The sequence below is a fragment of the Neorhizobium alkalisoli genome, assembly GCF_002968635.1.
GTDB lineage: Bacteria > Pseudomonadota > Alphaproteobacteria > Rhizobiales > Rhizobiaceae > Neorhizobium > Neorhizobium alkalisoli.
In genome coordinates this window covers 163,076-177,314 of the sequence record NZ_PVBN01000001.1, presented here as the reverse complement: position 1 = coordinate 177,314, position 14,239 = coordinate 163,076, and the positions used below count along the sequence as shown (strand labels likewise).

Annotated in this window: 15 protein-coding genes; 10 read left to right on the top strand and 5 right to left on the bottom strand. The window is 59.2% G+C overall.

Annotation, left to right across the window (positions count from 1 at the left end):
* Positions 1 to 9: 9 nt before the first annotated feature.
* Positions 10 to 471: a carboxymuconolactone decarboxylase family protein gene (locus tag C5L13_RS00855; RefSeq protein ID WP_105381381.1), complete on the top strand. Its 462-nt coding sequence runs from the start codon at positions 10 to 12 to the stop codon at positions 469 to 471.
* A gap of 18 nt (positions 472 to 489) precedes the next feature.
* Here C5L13_RS00855 and C5L13_RS00850 read toward each other — a convergent pair whose 3' ends face one another.
* Together C5L13_RS00850 and C5L13_RS00845 are read right to left on the bottom strand one after the other, a co-directional pair.
* Positions 490 to 1,143, bottom strand: coding sequence for a YitT family protein (locus C5L13_RS00850; RefSeq protein ID WP_245423199.1), 654 nt, complete (start codon positions 1,141 to 1,143; stop codon positions 490 to 492).
* A 103-nt stretch (positions 1,144 to 1,246) separates the two neighbouring features.
* Entirely contained in the window at positions 1,247 to 2,176 is a 930-nt protein-coding gene (locus C5L13_RS00845) for a class I SAM-dependent DNA methyltransferase (protein ID WP_105381379.1), read from the bottom strand.
* A 133-nt stretch (positions 2,177 to 2,309) separates the two neighbouring features.
* Here C5L13_RS00845 and C5L13_RS00840 point away from each other — a divergent pair, with 133 nt between their 5' ends.
* Genes C5L13_RS00840 through C5L13_RS00830 form a run of 3 tightly spaced genes read left to right on the top strand, consistent with a single transcriptional unit; the run spans position 2,310 to position 4,419 of the window.
* Entirely contained in the window at positions 2,310 to 2,576 is a 267-nt protein-coding gene (locus C5L13_RS00840) for a DUF6460 domain-containing protein (protein WP_105381378.1), read from the top strand.
* 1 nt (position 2,577) lies between these two features.
* Complete coding sequence (locus tag C5L13_RS00835) at positions 2,578 to 3,063, top strand: CAP domain-containing protein (protein WP_105381377.1); 486 nt, start codon at positions 2,578 to 2,580, stop codon at positions 3,061 to 3,063.
* A gap of 3 nt (positions 3,064 to 3,066) precedes the next feature.
* Positions 3,067 to 4,419 (top strand): MATE family efflux transporter, encoded by a 1,353-nt coding sequence (locus C5L13_RS00830; protein ID WP_105381376.1) that lies wholly within the window; start codon positions 3,067 to 3,069, stop codon positions 4,417 to 4,419.
* Here the strand turns inward: C5L13_RS00830 and C5L13_RS00825 are convergent.
* Entirely contained in the window at positions 4,395 to 5,486 is a 1,092-nt protein-coding gene (locus tag C5L13_RS00825) for a quinone-dependent dihydroorotate dehydrogenase (protein ID WP_105381375.1), read from the bottom strand. The two genes, C5L13_RS00830 and C5L13_RS00825, sit on opposite strands and share 25 nt — an antisense overlap.
* Positions 5,483 to 5,833: a DUF952 domain-containing protein gene (locus C5L13_RS00820; RefSeq protein ID WP_105381374.1), complete on the bottom strand. Its 351-nt coding sequence runs from the start codon at positions 5,831 to 5,833 to the stop codon at positions 5,483 to 5,485. The genes C5L13_RS00825 and C5L13_RS00820 overlap by 4 nt, the downstream gene beginning before the upstream one ends.
* A gap of 76 nt (positions 5,834 to 5,909) precedes the next feature.
* Here C5L13_RS00820 and C5L13_RS00815 point away from each other — a divergent pair, with 76 nt between their 5' ends.
* From C5L13_RS00815 to C5L13_RS00805, 3 genes are all read left to right on the top strand, one after another.
* Positions 5,910 to 6,317: a hypothetical protein gene (locus C5L13_RS00815; RefSeq protein ID WP_105381373.1), complete on the top strand. Its 408-nt coding sequence runs from the start codon at positions 5,910 to 5,912 to the stop codon at positions 6,315 to 6,317.
* An 87-nt stretch (positions 6,318 to 6,404) separates the two neighbouring features.
* Complete coding sequence (locus C5L13_RS00810; protein ID WP_105381372.1) at positions 6,405 to 7,052, top strand: response regulator; 648 nt, start codon at positions 6,405 to 6,407, stop codon at positions 7,050 to 7,052.
* A 188-nt stretch (positions 7,053 to 7,240) separates the two neighbouring features.
* Complete coding sequence (locus tag C5L13_RS00805) at positions 7,241 to 7,906, top strand: S24 family peptidase (protein ID WP_105382016.1); 666 nt, start codon at positions 7,241 to 7,243, stop codon at positions 7,904 to 7,906.
* Positions 7,907 to 7,939: 33 nt separating this feature from the next.
* On the opposite strand, the gene C5L13_RS00800 is transcribed toward C5L13_RS00805, so the two are convergent.
* A complete protein-coding gene (locus tag C5L13_RS00800; protein WP_105381371.1) occupies positions 7,940 to 8,824 on the bottom strand; it encodes a transporter substrate-binding domain-containing protein in 885 nt (294 codons plus the stop codon).
* 59 nt (positions 8,825 to 8,883) lie between these two features.
* Here C5L13_RS00800 and C5L13_RS00795 point away from each other — a divergent pair, with 59 nt between their 5' ends.
* The 3 genes from C5L13_RS00795 (at position 8,884) to C5L13_RS00785 (ending at position 14,018) form a co-directional block, all read left to right on the top strand.
* The gene (locus tag C5L13_RS00795) at positions 8,884 to 10,407 is read left to right on the top strand and encodes a glycosyltransferase family 2 protein (protein ID WP_105381370.1); all 1,524 of its coding nucleotides are present in this window, start codon (positions 8,884 to 8,886) and stop codon (positions 10,405 to 10,407) included.
* Positions 10,408 to 10,606: 199 nt separating this feature from the next.
* Positions 10,607 to 12,772: an McrB family protein gene (locus tag C5L13_RS00790; RefSeq protein ID WP_105381369.1), complete on the top strand. Its 2,166-nt coding sequence runs from the start codon at positions 10,607 to 10,609 to the stop codon at positions 12,770 to 12,772.
* Between the two features lie 13 nt (positions 12,773 to 12,785).
* Positions 12,786 to 14,018, top strand: coding sequence for an McrC family protein (locus tag C5L13_RS00785; RefSeq protein WP_245423198.1), 1,233 nt, complete (start codon positions 12,786 to 12,788; stop codon positions 14,016 to 14,018).
* Positions 14,019 to 14,239 lie beyond the last annotated feature (221 nt).

Here is a 14,239-nt window from a genome sequence, read left to right as displayed (position 1 = left end):
AGAAGACCAATGCAGCCTCGTTTGAACTTCGCCAAGGCCTCGCAGGATGCCTACAAGGCCGTTCTTGATCTGGAAAACTACGTGCAGAAATCCGGCCTGGAGCGCCGCTTCATCCACCTGATCAAGCTCAGGGCCTCGATCATCAATCACTGCGCCTATTGCGTCGACATGCATGTCAAGGAAAGCCGGCACGACGGGCTTTCCGAGCAGTGGATCAACATGATGAGCGTATGGGAGGAATCGCCGATCTATGACGAGAAGGAACGTGCCCTTCTGACCTGGGTGGATGCGGTCACCAGGGTTGCCGACACGCATGTTCCGGACAGCGCCTATGAGGTGTTGAAGGCGCATTTCTCGGAAGAAGACATGATGAAGATCACCGTCGCGATCGGCGTGATCAATGTCTGGAACCGGCTCTGCGTCGGCTTCCGCGCCCTCCACCCGATCGACCAGCCGGCCAAGGCCGCCTGATCCTCCCGGCCTTCGTAATCACCGCACGACGATATAGCGGTCGGAGCGGTGATTGATGGCCAGGAAAAGGTTGAGAACGACGGCGCCGACCACGGACCAGGCAACCGTCATCGGGCTCACGACGGCAAAGGCACAGAGCATGACGCAGAGGTCGAAGGCGAGCTGGATGAGCCCGGCCTGGATGCCGAACCGGTCCTGAATGTAGATCGCCAGAATGCCGACGCCGCCGAGGCTCGCCCTGTGGCGGTAAAGTGCCAGGAGACCATAGCCGAGAAGCAGGCCGCCGAGCAGCGCCGCCCAGAAGGGGCTGATGTAATCGATCAAAAAGAAGCGGCCTTCGATTTCAGAGATCAGGGACACGAGGCCGATCGCGATGAAGGTCTTCACCGAGAAGGCCAGCCCGAGCCGGCGAAACGAAAGATAGTAGAACGGCAGGTTGACGATGAAGAACAGGAGGCCGAAGGAAATACCCAGGGCATAGTGCAGAAGAAAAGCAACGCCTGCCGTGCCGCCGGTGAGCAGGCCGACCTTGTTCAGGAAATAGAAGCCGAGGGCAGCGACCATGGCGCCCGTCAAAAGCCCCTGACCGTCTTCGAGAGCCGTATGCTGCGAGGGGTCGGTGCTATAAAAACCGAGGCTTTTTCTTTGAACCTGCTTTTGCTGCCCAGCCAATTCCGACCCCTTCATTTTCAGCGATATTGCACTGCAATAAAACCGTCATCAAGCCTGTTCAAGCGGGGATGTGGCGGGAGCGAAAAAAGCAAGAAATATTCGGTCAGGCGGGCTTTCGCGACAGAAAGAGGATGCCATGGATCGGTTTGCCGGCGTCCATGCGGATCGCGGTCTTTTCCAGCCCCAGAATTTCAAAACCGTAGCGGTCCAGAAGGGAACGGATATAGGCTTCGGAATGGGCATAACGCAGTGAATCCCGGAGAACGAAAGACTGCTCCCCGCCTGCATCCTCGACGGAAAAAGCGAAGAGGCCCGCGGATGAGAGCAGTTCGAGAACCAGCGGGAAGACGGTTTCCAGCGAGCCGAGATACATCAGCACGTCGGCAGCCGAAACAAGATCGGCGCGATGCTCGGCGAGATTGCCGGAAAAGAGGCCGGATAGTTCCGGAGAAAGGCTGAGATCCGATTGGCCGAGACGGTCATAGAGGCCCTTTGCGTCTGCCTTGGCGAGCATATTCAAGGAGAGATCGAAGCCTTCGAGATGCTTCGTGTGACTACGGATCTCGGCGCCGAACAGGCCCGTGCCGCAGCCGAGATCAACGGTGTTCGCAAAGGGAGCATAAGGCGCGACCAGCGCCGCGAGCTTGCCGGGAACCGAGTAATTCAACTTCTCTACCAGGGCCGTGTCGAACCGGTCGGCATAATCGTCGAACAGGCCCTCGACATAGCGACTCGGTGGCTGGGCCGGCATCTCCTCGGCACCGAGCAGCGCGAGCTTCAATCTTGCGCCGAAGATATCGTCCGGCTGAAGATCAAGCGCCTGGCGATAGGCATCTACGGCTGGCGCAAGTCCGGCCTTCTCACGATATTCGCCGAGCCGGAACCAGCCCGCGGCCCAGCCGGGGACGAGTTCCAGAGCCTGCTCGATGAGTTCCGCCGCGGCAGCGAAATCGCCCGCCTCCGCCAGCATGCGGGCATAATCGGCACGGCGGTCGGCGATCACATCGCCGGAGGAGAACTGGCTGGCGGACATGATCGGCTCCCAAGGGTCGCGGGTTCTTTGCCGAAGCCACAAAAAAACTCAAGTTCTATTTGACGAGGCCAAGGCGCTTGCGGCGCAGACGAGCCGCGGGTATGCGTTTCAGGCAATTCGGAGACAGACAAGGATGGCGGACGGGATGAACAGGTTCCTGGGCGATACGCCGGGTCGCACGATCATCAAGCTGATCGTCGTGTGCCTCATCGTGGGTTTCGTACTGGCGTTTTTCGGCTTCACGCCGGACAATATCGTCGACACGATCCGCTATTGGTTTCTGGACCTCTGGTACAACGGCTTCAGGGCTCTCGGCCGGGTCGGCAACTATCTTGTGCTGGGCGCGATCATCGTCATTCCGATCTTCGTGATCCTGCGCCTGCTGAGCTACCGCCGCTGACATGACCGGTTTCCATCTTTCTTCCCGCCGGGGTTTTCTCGTGCTCTCAGGAATGGGACTGCTGCTAGCCGGCTGTTCCACGACTTCGGTTCTCACCCCGACGGCCGGTGCCGAGGACGAAACGCAAGCGGCGCTGCCGATGGTCAACAAGCTGAGACAGAGCCGCTCCCTCGCGACGCTCACTCTCGATACGCCGGCGCGCAAGGCTGCCGCGCAGCAGGCCATCCGCATGGCAAAAGCCGAAAAGATGAAACACCTGATCGGCTTCGGCGACGATTTCGGCTCAAGAATGAAGCGCAACGACGTGGCGCTGCCGGCCGCTGAAAATATCGCCAGCGGTCAGGATTCGGTAAACGCCGCCGTGCAGGCCTGGATCGACTCTCCCAAACATCTCGAAAACATGCTCGGTTCCTTCAGGGGGCTCGGCGTAGCCGTGGCGCGCGCCGGTGACAGCCGCACCTATTGGGCCATGGTCCTTTCGGGTTAATCGATGGAGGATCGCGGGCCAGAAGGGCAGGCCGCCAAGCCGTTCGACGTGACGCACCGGCTGGTGCTCGGCATCGCGATCCCCATGACGCTCGGTTTTCTCACGACGCCGCTGCTCGGTCTTACGGATACCGCCGTCGTCGGCCAGCTCGGAAATGCCGAGGCGCTCGCCGGGCTGGCGATCGGCGCCATCCTCTTCGACCTCATCTACGGCAGCCTGAGCTTCCTGCGCACCTCGACGACCGGGCTCGTGGCCCAGGCTTTCGGCCGAGGCGATCATCGCGAACAGCAGGCGGTGTTCTGGCGAGCGCTGCTCAGCGCATTCGGGCTCGGCATCGTCATGCTGGCGCTCTCTCCCCTGATCCTCGCTTTTGCGCCGGAATTGATGACCGGAGATCCCGCAGTCGCCGACGTGACACGCCAATATTTCGGCATCCGCGTGCTGACGAGCCCCGCCACCTTCGCCAATTTCGCGATCCTCGGCTTCGTGCTCGGGCGCGGCCAGGGCATGCTCGGCCTCGTATTGCAAATCATCCTCAACGGTACGAATATCGTGCTCGCCATCCTTTTCGGCCTCATGCTCGGCTGGGGTGTTTCGGGTGTGGCCTGGGCGACGGCCATGGCGGAAACGGTGGCCGTCATCATCGGGCTTGTCGTTGTCAGCAGGCAGTTTTCGGCAGCCCACAGGCCGAGCCGCGCCGACATTTTCGACGCCGCCAAGCTGAGACAGCTTTTCCAGCTCAATGCCGACATCCTGATCCGCTCGCTGATCCTGAATGGCGCGTTCGCGCTGCTGACGCGCGTCGGGTCCAGCTTCGGCGCGGTGACGCTCGCCGCCAATGCAGTGCTGATGAACGTCTTCATGCTCTCCGCCTTCTTCCTGGACGGTCTGGCGGGGGCTGCCGAACAGCTGGCCGGGCGGGCGGTCGGTGCCCGGTATCGCCCCTCCTTCGACCGGGCGCTGAAGCTGACCGGCCTCTGGTCTTTCGCCATGGCAGGCGCTGTCGGACTGTTCTTCATCGTGTTCGGACAGCCGATCATCGACATGCTGACGACCTCCGAAGAGGTGCGGCAGGCGGCCTATACCTATCTCGGCTGGGCGGCATTGACAGGTTTGACCGGGGTACTTGCCTTCCAGATGGACGGCGTATTCATCGGTGCCACCTGGTCGCGCGAGATGCGCAACATGATGCTCGCCTCCTTCGCCGGATACTGCCTAGGGCTTGCCGTGCTCGTGCCGCTCTTCGGCAATCACGGGCTGTGGCTGTCGCTCAACCTCTTCCTGCTGATGCGCGGCTTCTTCCTCGCTGCGATGGTGCCGCGCAAGGCGCGTCAGAGCTTTTCCGCCGCCCACTGATCGAGGCTGGCGTCGCGGAGTTCCCGGATCGAGGAAACCTTCTCCCGGTCAAGCAGCGAGGAAAGCCCCTTGAGGATCGTTGCCGGCAGGCCGGGGCCCTCATAGACCATGCAGGAATAGAGCTGCACCAGATCGGCGCCTGCCCGAATTTTCTCAAGAGCGTCCGCGGCGCTGGAGACACCCCCTACCCCGATAATCGGCAGAGCCGGGCCGACACGCTTTCGCATCTTGGCAAGCACCGCCGTCGACCGCTTGAAGAGCGGCGCGCCGGAAAGACCGCCTGCCTCCTTCGCCTGGACCTGGTCCTTCAGCCCGTCGCGGGCCAGCGTGGTATTGGAGACGATCAGGCCGTCAAGCGGATGGGAGGTCGCTTCGGCGGCGATATCGTCCAGTCCTTCCTCAGTCAAATCGGGAGCGATCTTAAGGAAGACCGGCACGGTCTTTCCATACCGCAGCCCTTCTTCAGCCCGCACCGCAAGCACGGCTTCCAGCAGTGTCTTCAGGCTGTCGCGGGCCTGCAGGTCGCGCAGGCCCGGGGTATTGGGAGAGGAGATGTTGACCGTGAAATAGGTGGCGAGCGGATAAAACTTGCGAATGCCGGCGACGTAGTCGGCGACGCGGTCGGTCGCATCCTTGTTCGCCCCGATATTGACGCCGACGATTCCCGGCGCGTTGCGGCGGGAGGTCAGCCGGACGAACGCTGCCTCATGCCCCTCGTTGTTGAAGCCGAGCCGGTTGATGACGCCGCGGTCCTCCACCAAGCGGAAGATGCGCGGCTTGTCGTTGCCGGCCTGGGGTTTCGGGGTCACCGTGCCGATCTCGGTAAAGCCGAAGCCGAGCTTCAACATCGCATCCGGTACTTCCGCATTCTTGTCGTAACCGGCGGCAAGTCCGATCGGGTTCGGAAAGGTGATCCCGGCAATCTTTTGGACAAGACGTGGATCCTTCGCAATACGGCAGGCGGGCACGAGACCCGTCTTCAGTGCCGCGATCGACAGCCCATGCGCCGTTTCCGGGTCGAAGACGAAAAGGCTGCGCGAGGCAAGTCCGGCAAAGGGGCCGATCATGGCATCTTCTCCGGAAAGGCATGCAGGCCGTCGGCGCCGATCAGCAACGGCATTTCCCAAAGCACCGCGGAGAAAGGCAGCTGGCCGTAAAGATGGGGGAACAGATCGCCGCCACGCGACGGCTCGTATCTCAGCGCCTCGCCGAGCGCCGGGGCGTTGACGGCCACAAGGACAAGGCCGGCCATGCCGGAAAAATGCAGCCTGGCCGTGTCCCTCGCCTGCGGCCCCGTCGACAAATGGATGTAGCCGTCCTGGAGATCGATACCCGCGCCCTCGAAGGCACTCTTACCCTTGGCCTGGCGCCAGAGCGTTTCCGGCACGATCTTATACACCATATCCGTCATCATGAACTCTCGAGTATCTGTTATAATCGGTGCGTTTGCCGCAAAGCCCGGCACTTGTCCACCTGAGGAGGACCAAAAGATGAAGGTTCTGGCACTATTCACCATGACGCTCATCATTCCGGCGGCTTCCTACGCCCAGGCGCCGCCGGAGAACCGTTTCCAGCTTGAACGGACCGAAAGCGGCGTCGTTCGTCTCGATACGAAGACCGGCGCCATGACGCTCTGCCGCGAGGAGAACGGGACACTGACCTGCCGCATGCAGCCGGACGAGCGGGCGGCTTACGAAGAGGAACTCGACAGACTCGAAAAGAGGGTGACCTCGCTCGAGGAGCGGTTGAGCCAGACGCCGCCGAATGCACTGCCCACCGACGAGGAAGTGGACAAGTCTCTCTCCATCATGGAGAAGTTCATGCGGCGTTTCATGGCAATCGTCGGCGAATTCATCGACGAGCGGGAAGCGGACAAACCCCAACCAAATCGTACGTGATTTACCGCACTTGTCTCCGCCGCTCCGGAAGGTTACAACTTTCGAAGATACAGAAGCACAACTATGCTCTTGGGAGGGAGCGTGGGAATGCAGGCACTCACAATCATCATCGCAGACGACCATCCACTGTTTCGCGGCGCACTGCGCCAGGCTGTTCAGGGGATTGCCGAAAAAGTCCTGATCATCGAGGCGGGCGATTTCGAAGCCGCGCGACGCGCCGCCGATTCCAATCCCGAGGCAGACCTGATGCTGCTCGACCTGGCAATGCCGGGCGTCAGCGGTTTTTCCGGACTTATGTCCCTCAGGGCGGAATTCTCGGGCCTGCCGATCGTTATCGTCTCGGCAAGCGACGACTGCACGACGATACGGCGCGCGCTGGAACTCGGAGCATCCGGTTTCATTTCAAAATCCTCCGGCCTCGACGACATCCGGACCGGCGTTCAGGCCGTTCTCGAGGGTGACATCTGGGCACCAAAGGGCGATTCCACCCAGCCTGAGGAAGATCCCGGCCTTGCGGAACTTCTGGATCGGCTGAAGACGCTCACGCCGCAGCAGAGCCGGGTGCTGACCATGCTCGGCGAAGGCTTGCTGAACAAGCAGATCGCCTACGAACTCGGCGTCTCCGAAGCGACCATCAAAGCGCATGTTTCGGCGATCCTGCTGAAGCTCAACGTCGACAGCCGGACGCAGGCGGTGATCAAACTCGGCAAGATCAACATGGCCCTGGTGGCCTAGGGCCGACCTACTCCATACCGCAGGATTTTATTCCTTTCCTCCCTTTACGCGAGGCCCGTCCTCCGTTAAAATCGGGAGTGTCTGGGCGTGCCATCGAGCATGCTTGAAGGCCGTGGAGAGATTGATCGAAGGGGTGCCGCCGAGCGCCGGTTTGTCCGGCCCTGTCTCGCGCGCCGGGTATGGGCAAAATGCTGTCACATGAAACGATCTGGAACGCGATCGATACGCTGGCCCAACGCCATCAACTGACACCGTCGGGTCTTGCGCGGCGTGCCGGTCTCGATCCCACGTCCTTCAACAAGTCGAAGCGGCTCGGGCCGGATGGGCGCCTGCGCTGGCCTTCGACGGAATCGATCGCCAAGGTGCTGGAAGCGACCGGGGCGACGGTAGACCAGTTCATGAGCTATCTGCCGACCTCTTCCAGTCGTTCGGCGTTTCCGGAAGGCAATTTCCCGCCGCAGGGCGGCACGATCCCGCTCCTCGGCTTCGCCCAGGCCGGTGCGGGCGGCTTTTTCGACGACGGCGGCTTTCCTGCAGGCCAGGGCTGGGACGTGGTGGAATTTCCGGTCGATCCTTCGCGCAAGGCCGGCGTCTATGCCCTTGAAGTCCAAGGCGAGTCGATGATGCCGCTTTATCGCGACGGCGATGTGCTGATCGTGGAACCCGGCGCACAGGTGCGGCGCGGCGACCGCGTCGTCCTGAAAACGCGAGAAGGCGAAGTCATGGCCAAGGTCCTCTCGCGCCAGTCCGCCCGTACGGTCGAGCTGATGTCGCTCAATCCCGAGCATCCAAACCGCAGCTTCGATCTTTCCGAGGTGGAATGGATGGCGCGCATCATCTGGGCGAGCCAATAATCGCGGCGAGCTTTTAGGAAAGAATTCCGGCCGTCAATAAAGCCCGTTCGGGAAGTACCGCAGGTAGATGTCCTGCAAGCGTCCGTTGCGGGAGAGCGCGCCGAGAGCGTGGTCGAAAGCCGCAACGAGCACGGGATCGTTTTTCCGGAACATGACGGTCAATGCCTCGCCCAGGAACTTTTCCGAAAGATAGGGGCCGTCGAAGAGCGCACAGCATTTTGCCGAAGCTTCGCCCGCAACCCAGAAGGGCAACCTCAGGCCATCTGAAAAGACCGCATCCACCTTGCCGGCCTTCAATGCCTCGAGCATCGCCTCGTAGCTCTCGAACGAGGTGGCCGTGACCTTCGGGAAAAAGGCTTTCAGCATCACCTGATGGGCAGTCCCCTCGACCACGCCGACCGGCTTGCCGGCAAGTGCCGCCGCCGTATCGCCGTCGATCCTTGCGGCGAGGTTGCGGGCGAAACGGGCGGGCACACCGAGATAGGGGCGTGAGAAGGAAAACCGCTGACGCCGATCCGGGGTCACCGCGACGCCGGCCATCACCGCCTCGCCTGCGCCGCTTTCCAGCGTCTTTTCCAGTTCCTCGAATGGCAGCGCCTGGATCTGGCACTTCGCCTCGATCTTCAACTCGGCGCAGATTTCGCGGGCGAGATCGACATTGAATCCGGCGAGCCGGCCCGTCTGATCGGCGAAGTTGAAGGGCGGAAAATCGATGGTCGTCAGGATCCTCAGCCGGACGACGCTGGAAAGATCCGGCCGCGGGAGACGCTCGCGGGCATCGAACATCAACGGCAACCCTTCGCCCGCACCGGCCGCATAGCCTGGCAAGACAAAGGTGAACCATGCGCCAGCCGCAAGGCAAAGCTGCAGAATGTTGAAGAACCCCTTAATTTTCGGGGATGCAATCGGAAGACGCATCGCTATGATCCAGATCGGGACAGGTTGGGGCGTCCGCTTGCGGGCGGTGTAGCAGAGTCATGCGTTTAGGGGAATATCCGCCGGCATCGCCGCCGGTGCAAGATGGCGTGTGGCAAGATCACGCTCCACCGGCAAACAAGGCTGCCGAAGATGTCCCGGATGCGGATCCGGAGTTCATTGCCCTTTCAGCGCTCGGTTTTTCCAAACCGCTGCTTGCAACGCTTGCCGAAAGGGCGCGGCAAAACGGCACCAGCATCGAACGCGAGTTGCTCCATAGCGGCCAGGTCGAGGAAGCCGCCTATTACGGAGCTATGGCGCGCTTTCTGCGCCTGCCTTTTGTCGGGGCCATCGATCCGTCCCTGGTAACCGACATACCCTTGCTCGATACGCAATTGCAGCGGCCCAGCCAAATCCGCATCGCCCACCGGCATCGTGCTCCACAGGTGGCCGTGGTGCCGGAAGCCTTAAGGCTTGCCGACCTCGGCACAGCCCTTGCGGCCATGCCGGCCCTCGGGCGCGACCTTGCAATAACCACGCCTTCGACGGTCCGTGGCGCCGTCTGGAAGGCCGGCGCCCGCAGACGGGCGCAGGACACCGTCAACGCTCTTTTCGACCGCTTTCCCGATTTTTCAGCGCGCATTGTCTTGGCCGGGCATCAGGGGTTTTATGCGGGACTTGCCCTTGCCGCCGTCGTCTCTGCACTGATCGTCATGCCGCTCGCGACGCTGCTACTGCTGCATATCGGGCTGTCATGCATCTATCTGGCGTCCCTGTTTCTGCGATTCGCCGCTTTCACCCGGCAAAATTTCGCGCCGGTCATGCTGCCGGCTCTGCCCGTTCGAGACGAGCCGCTTCCTTGCTACACGGTGATGGTGGCGCTCTACCGCGAGGCCACCGTCGCCGAGCAACTGATCGCAAGCCTCAAGCGGCTGGACTGGCCGGCCGCGCTGCTCGACATCAAACTCGTCTGCGAGGCGGACGACCAGGAGACTATCGCGGCACTCAAGGCGCTGTCACTCGGCCCATGTTTCGAGATCGTCGAGGTGCCGCCGTGCAATCCACGCACCAAGCCGAAGGCCCTCACCTATGCGCTGGCTGCGGCGCGCGGCGAATATCTGGCGATCTATGACGCAGAGGACCGACCCCATCCGCAGCAACTTCGCGAGGCTTACGGGCGCTTTCAAACCTCGCCCGCGGAAATCGCCTGCCTGCAGGCACCGCTGATCGTCACCAATGCCCGGGATTCGTGGATCAGCGCGCTATTCTCCCTGGAATATTCCGGCCTGTTCCGCGGCCTGCTGCCGATGCTCGCCGAGAGCAAGCTGCCGTTGCCGCTCGGCGGCACCTCCAATCACTTCCGCACTGAAACATTGCGCGCCGTCGGCGGATGGGATCCGTTCAACGTCACCGAGGATGCAGATCTCGGCTTGCGCCTCTACCGCCTCGGCTATCGCTCGGATGTGATCGTGCGTCAGACGCTCGAGGACGCCCCGACCACGGTCCGTGTCTGGATGGCTCAGCGAAGCCGGTGGTTCAAGGGCTGGCTGCACCCATACATTTGGAGCAACAAACACTTGATATAATTATATTTTATAGGGAAAACGTGTTCGCAGCTACAACTTATAGCAACGCTGTAGCAACATCGATTGAACGGTTAAGGCGTACGAGCGCTCCAAGCTTCCGATCCGCTCGAGGTTTCAACACAATTCAATCGTAGATTGCTTTTAAACTCATACTTAACTTCGCCTCCCTATTAAGGTGACACCGCCGCAGGGAGAGAACATGTCGCGCTACAGTCCGTTCCATTCGAATTCCGACACTACCTTGAACGCCGCGGCCGTCTGGCGTGATCGCTGCCTTACGAGCGAAGGTTCCCTCTTCTGCGATAATAAACTTTGGACAAGCGAGCTGCTTTCCGAGGTTGACCAGCGTTTCAACGGAACGCCAGAGGGTGGTGGAGGTGGCTTTTACGACAAGCTGAAACGGCAGTTCGATGGTGCGTCGCCTAGCACCTGCAAGCTGCTCGCCGAGATCCTCTGGATCCTATATCTGTTCCCCATCAATATGGGGCCCAGAGCGAAGCGAGACCCAATTCGCGACGTTTGGGGCTGGTCTGGAGAAGCGCTACTTGGAAACCAAGCTGACCTTTTTCTTTCGGACGAAGTGCTGCGAGGTCTTGGCTCGGGTGGACCGGGATTTATGAATCACAGACCGCGTGAGCTAGGTTTTTTCATCAGGGCGATGATTTCCTTTAAGGCTCTTCACAACGGTGAACGGGCGGTGATCTTGGACGACCCGTGGACGTTTGCTACGTGGCTAGACTCGGTGCCCGATAACGGAAGGCGCCAGCTTAAACATATCCTCCCACATTTACTCTTTCCCGAAACCTTTGAGCGGTTTTCGAGTCCCGGACATATCAAACAGGTTCTCACCGTTTTTGGTAATCTCGACCGGAGAACCCTGCGCCAAATGAACAAGATCGGCAAGGATCGCGAACTCGCGAGAGTGAGACGTGAGCTTGAGGAACAGCGGGGCGGACCTATCGATTTCTATCAACCCGAAATCAAAGAAATTTGGGCCCCCAGTGACGAGATCGAAGAGGCACCACCTTCGACCAGCACTGGGAGCGCCGAGTCCTTTGGCATGATTAAGCCAGCCATTCCGCTTAATCAAATTCTCTATGGGCCTCCTGGTACGGGCAAAACGTATCAAGTGGTTGACCGAGCCGTCGCTATCCTTGACCCAGATTTCTTTGCTCAGTCGGAAGGTGATCGTGACGCCTTAAAGGAGCGTTTCGATGAGCTAGTTGAAAGTGGCTTGATCCGCTTTCTCACGTTCCACCAGAGCTTCAGCTATGAGGAGTTTATCGAAGGATTACGCGCCGAGACCACCGACGATGGCGCAGTACGATACGCAGTGAAGGACGGCGTGTTGAAGTCGTTCTGCACCCCGACAAGCAATTCATTTCAGGTCGGCGAACAGTTCTCCAGCGGCTACGTAGTGAGCAAATGCACCGAGGAGATCCTCTGGCTCGACAAGCCAAACGGCTCGCGGCTACCGTTTGCGTGGGAGATGCTCAACGAGCTGGCCGGAATGGTTAGACGCGGGGAAATTAATTTGCAGGATATTCGGGATAAACGTGTTTTTGACATTGCTCCGAATAGCCGGCTCGAGAAATTCCTCATTAATGGCTACAACAACATAATACCTGTTGTCGTTGAGCGACTTTTGGAGCGTCAAACGAACGGCAGGGACGCCATCCTTCAAAAGAAGGTCCTGATCATCGATGAGATCAATCGCGGCAATATATCCAAAATCTTCGGCGAAACGATCACTCTGATCGAACCGTCGAAACGCCTAGGAACGGACGAGGCGTTGACAACCGTCCTGCCGTACTCCCAATCCCGATTTGGTATTCCCGTCGGGCTTCATGTCATCGGCACGATGAATACTGCAGACCGCTCGCTCGCTTCAATTGATATGGCGCTGCGCCGGCGATTTGTCTTCGAAGAAGTAGAGCCCGATGCATCCCCGCTGGAAGGCGTTGAAATCGCGGGTGTGGACGTCGCCGACCTGCTTACGGTAATGAACGCCCGGATCGAGGCGCTTCTTGATCGCGATCACCGCCTTGGCCATGCCTATTTCATCCATCTACAAGCGGCCGATGAAATCACGCAGCTACAACACCTTTTCTCGCGGCGGATCATCCCATTGCTAAAGGAATATTTCTTCGATGATTGGCAGCGCATCCGCTTCGTATTGAACGATCACCGCAAAGCGAATGCCCAAGATCGGTTCATCGTAGAGGGTCCGTCCAGCTCCGGTTCATTGTTTGGCACTGAAAGTCTCAGCGTCGCGATCAATAAGACTTGGTGCATCAATGAGGCGGCGTTCGGGCGCCCAACAGCTTACAGATATATCATTGGCCCCCAGAATGCTGACAGTTAAGGAATTCGCTCGGTTGACGACCAAGGAAGTACCCGCTTCGCTTGATCGGATTTCAATCCCCCCGAGCGCTTTCGATTGGCTGTTCGAGCACGGAAGAGGAGATGACGACACGCTTCCGTTGGTACAGATCGAATCCCCAGACACTATCAGCGTGCAAAACTATGTTGGCGTTATAGAAACCCCCTGCGGAACTCAGATCGAAATCCTCCCGAAGCACACCTCCGACGAGAATGACGCAGGGGTTGCCCGCCGCCTACTCATCACAATGATTACGGAGAGCATGAAAATAACGCCACGGCGTGCGCCCAATGCGGAAATAGCGGCTTTCAATCTACCTATGACAGAATGGCTTGCCAGTGCTTTCCTTGACGAAGCATCTGAGCTCGTTCGGCGCGGCCTAAGATCTGGCTATACGACATTCGAGACGCGCGAACCATTTCTGCGAGGAAAGCTTGATGTAGCCCGACAGATCAGCGCCACGGGGGGATTGCACAGATTTAGCATCCGTTTCAACGAATTTTCTCTCAATCGTCCAGAGAACCGAATCTTGCGATCCGCCGTCGAACATGTGGCCCGGCGTACGAAGTCAGACCAGAACTGGCGTAGGGCCAGAGAGCTTTCAATCCTCCTTGGCGACGTGCCCGTAAGCAACGATATCCCGTCCGACCTTGGGAGTTGGGAGCAAAGTCGTCAGCTTGCAGACTACATACAAATTAGGCCGCTATGCGATCTCCTGCTGAGTAATCGATTGCCCTTTGCGGTGGCAGGAAACCATAGAGGCGCAAGCATGCTGTTCCCAATGGAACGGTTGTTCGAGCGTTATGTTTTCTCCTCGTTAAAATCTCAAGTACCCGCAGGTGTTCAGGTCCTTTGGCAATCGCATGATAAATATCTGTGCGCACTAGATGCGGAAGGATGGTTTCGGATGAAACCGGATATCGTAGTCATCGATGGCACCCGCACATGGGTCTTCGACGCCAAATGGAAACGGCTAACAAGCAGCCGTAAGGGGTACTTCGGATTGGACCAATCGGACTTCTACCAGCTTTTCGCATATGGTCAGAAGTATATGGCAGGAGCAGGTGACATGTTTCTTATCTATCCTGCTGTGCCAAATTTCCCAGTATTTGCAGAGCCGTTCGAGCTGACAAAGGATCTTCGACTACACGTGCTGCCCTTCGATCTCTATACGCGGGATGCCCCAATGTGGCATTCCGTCATCTGCCAACCACATTGTAATGAATAGGGCAAGATTCCGAGTTCCGGGAGAAATTGGTATGGTTCAGCGGTTTTGCCGTTGGAGGATTGATGAGCAAACTACCGCGTGATGTGACCCTCGCATATATCGTGAACAATGGCCGGGTCGATCGACCGTCCGACTGGATAAGGTGCAGCTGGTTCAAAGGATGGTTGCGCCTCACTATGACGCGTATCGGATTGAAATCATTTTTATTGTGAATTTTCACG

Bases quoted from the DNA above. Each gene is read 5' to 3' on its own strand.
- C5L13_RS00855 (WP_105381381.1), top strand. From the start codon at position 10: ATGCAGCCTCGTTTGAACTTCGCCAAGGCCTCGCAGGATGCCTACAAG.
- C5L13_RS00845 (WP_105381379.1), bottom strand. From the start codon at position 2,176: ATGTCCGCCAGCCAGTTCTCCTCCGGCGATGTGATCGCCGACCGCCGT.
- C5L13_RS00840 (WP_105381378.1), top strand. From the start codon at position 2,310: ATGGCGGACGGGATGAACAGGTTCCTGGGCGATACGCCGGGTCGCACG.
- C5L13_RS00835 (WP_105381377.1), top strand. From the start codon at position 2,578: ATGACCGGTTTCCATCTTTCTTCCCGCCGGGGTTTTCTCGTGCTCTCA.
- C5L13_RS00830 (WP_105381376.1), top strand. From the start codon at position 3,067: ATGGAGGATCGCGGGCCAGAAGGGCAGGCCGCCAAGCCGTTCGACGTG.
- C5L13_RS00825 (WP_105381375.1), bottom strand. From the start codon at position 5,486: ATGATCGGCCCCTTTGCCGGACTTGCCTCGCGCAGCCTTTTCGTCTTC.
- C5L13_RS00820 (WP_105381374.1), bottom strand. From the start codon at position 5,833: ATGATGACGGATATGGTGTATAAGATCGTGCCGGAAACGCTCTGGCGC.
- C5L13_RS00815 (WP_105381373.1), top strand. From the start codon at position 5,910: ATGAAGGTTCTGGCACTATTCACCATGACGCTCATCATTCCGGCGGCT.
- C5L13_RS00810 (WP_105381372.1), top strand. From the start codon at position 6,405: ATGCAGGCACTCACAATCATCATCGCAGACGACCATCCACTGTTTCGC.
- C5L13_RS00805 (WP_105382016.1), top strand. From the start codon at position 7,241: ATGCTGTCACATGAAACGATCTGGAACGCGATCGATACGCTGGCCCAA.
- C5L13_RS00800 (WP_105381371.1), bottom strand. From the start codon at position 8,824: ATGCGTCTTCCGATTGCATCCCCGAAAATTAAGGGGTTCTTCAACATT.
- C5L13_RS00795 (WP_105381370.1), top strand. From the start codon at position 8,884: ATGCGTTTAGGGGAATATCCGCCGGCATCGCCGCCGGTGCAAGATGGC.
- C5L13_RS00790 (WP_105381369.1), top strand. From the start codon at position 10,607: ATGTCGCGCTACAGTCCGTTCCATTCGAATTCCGACACTACCTTGAAC.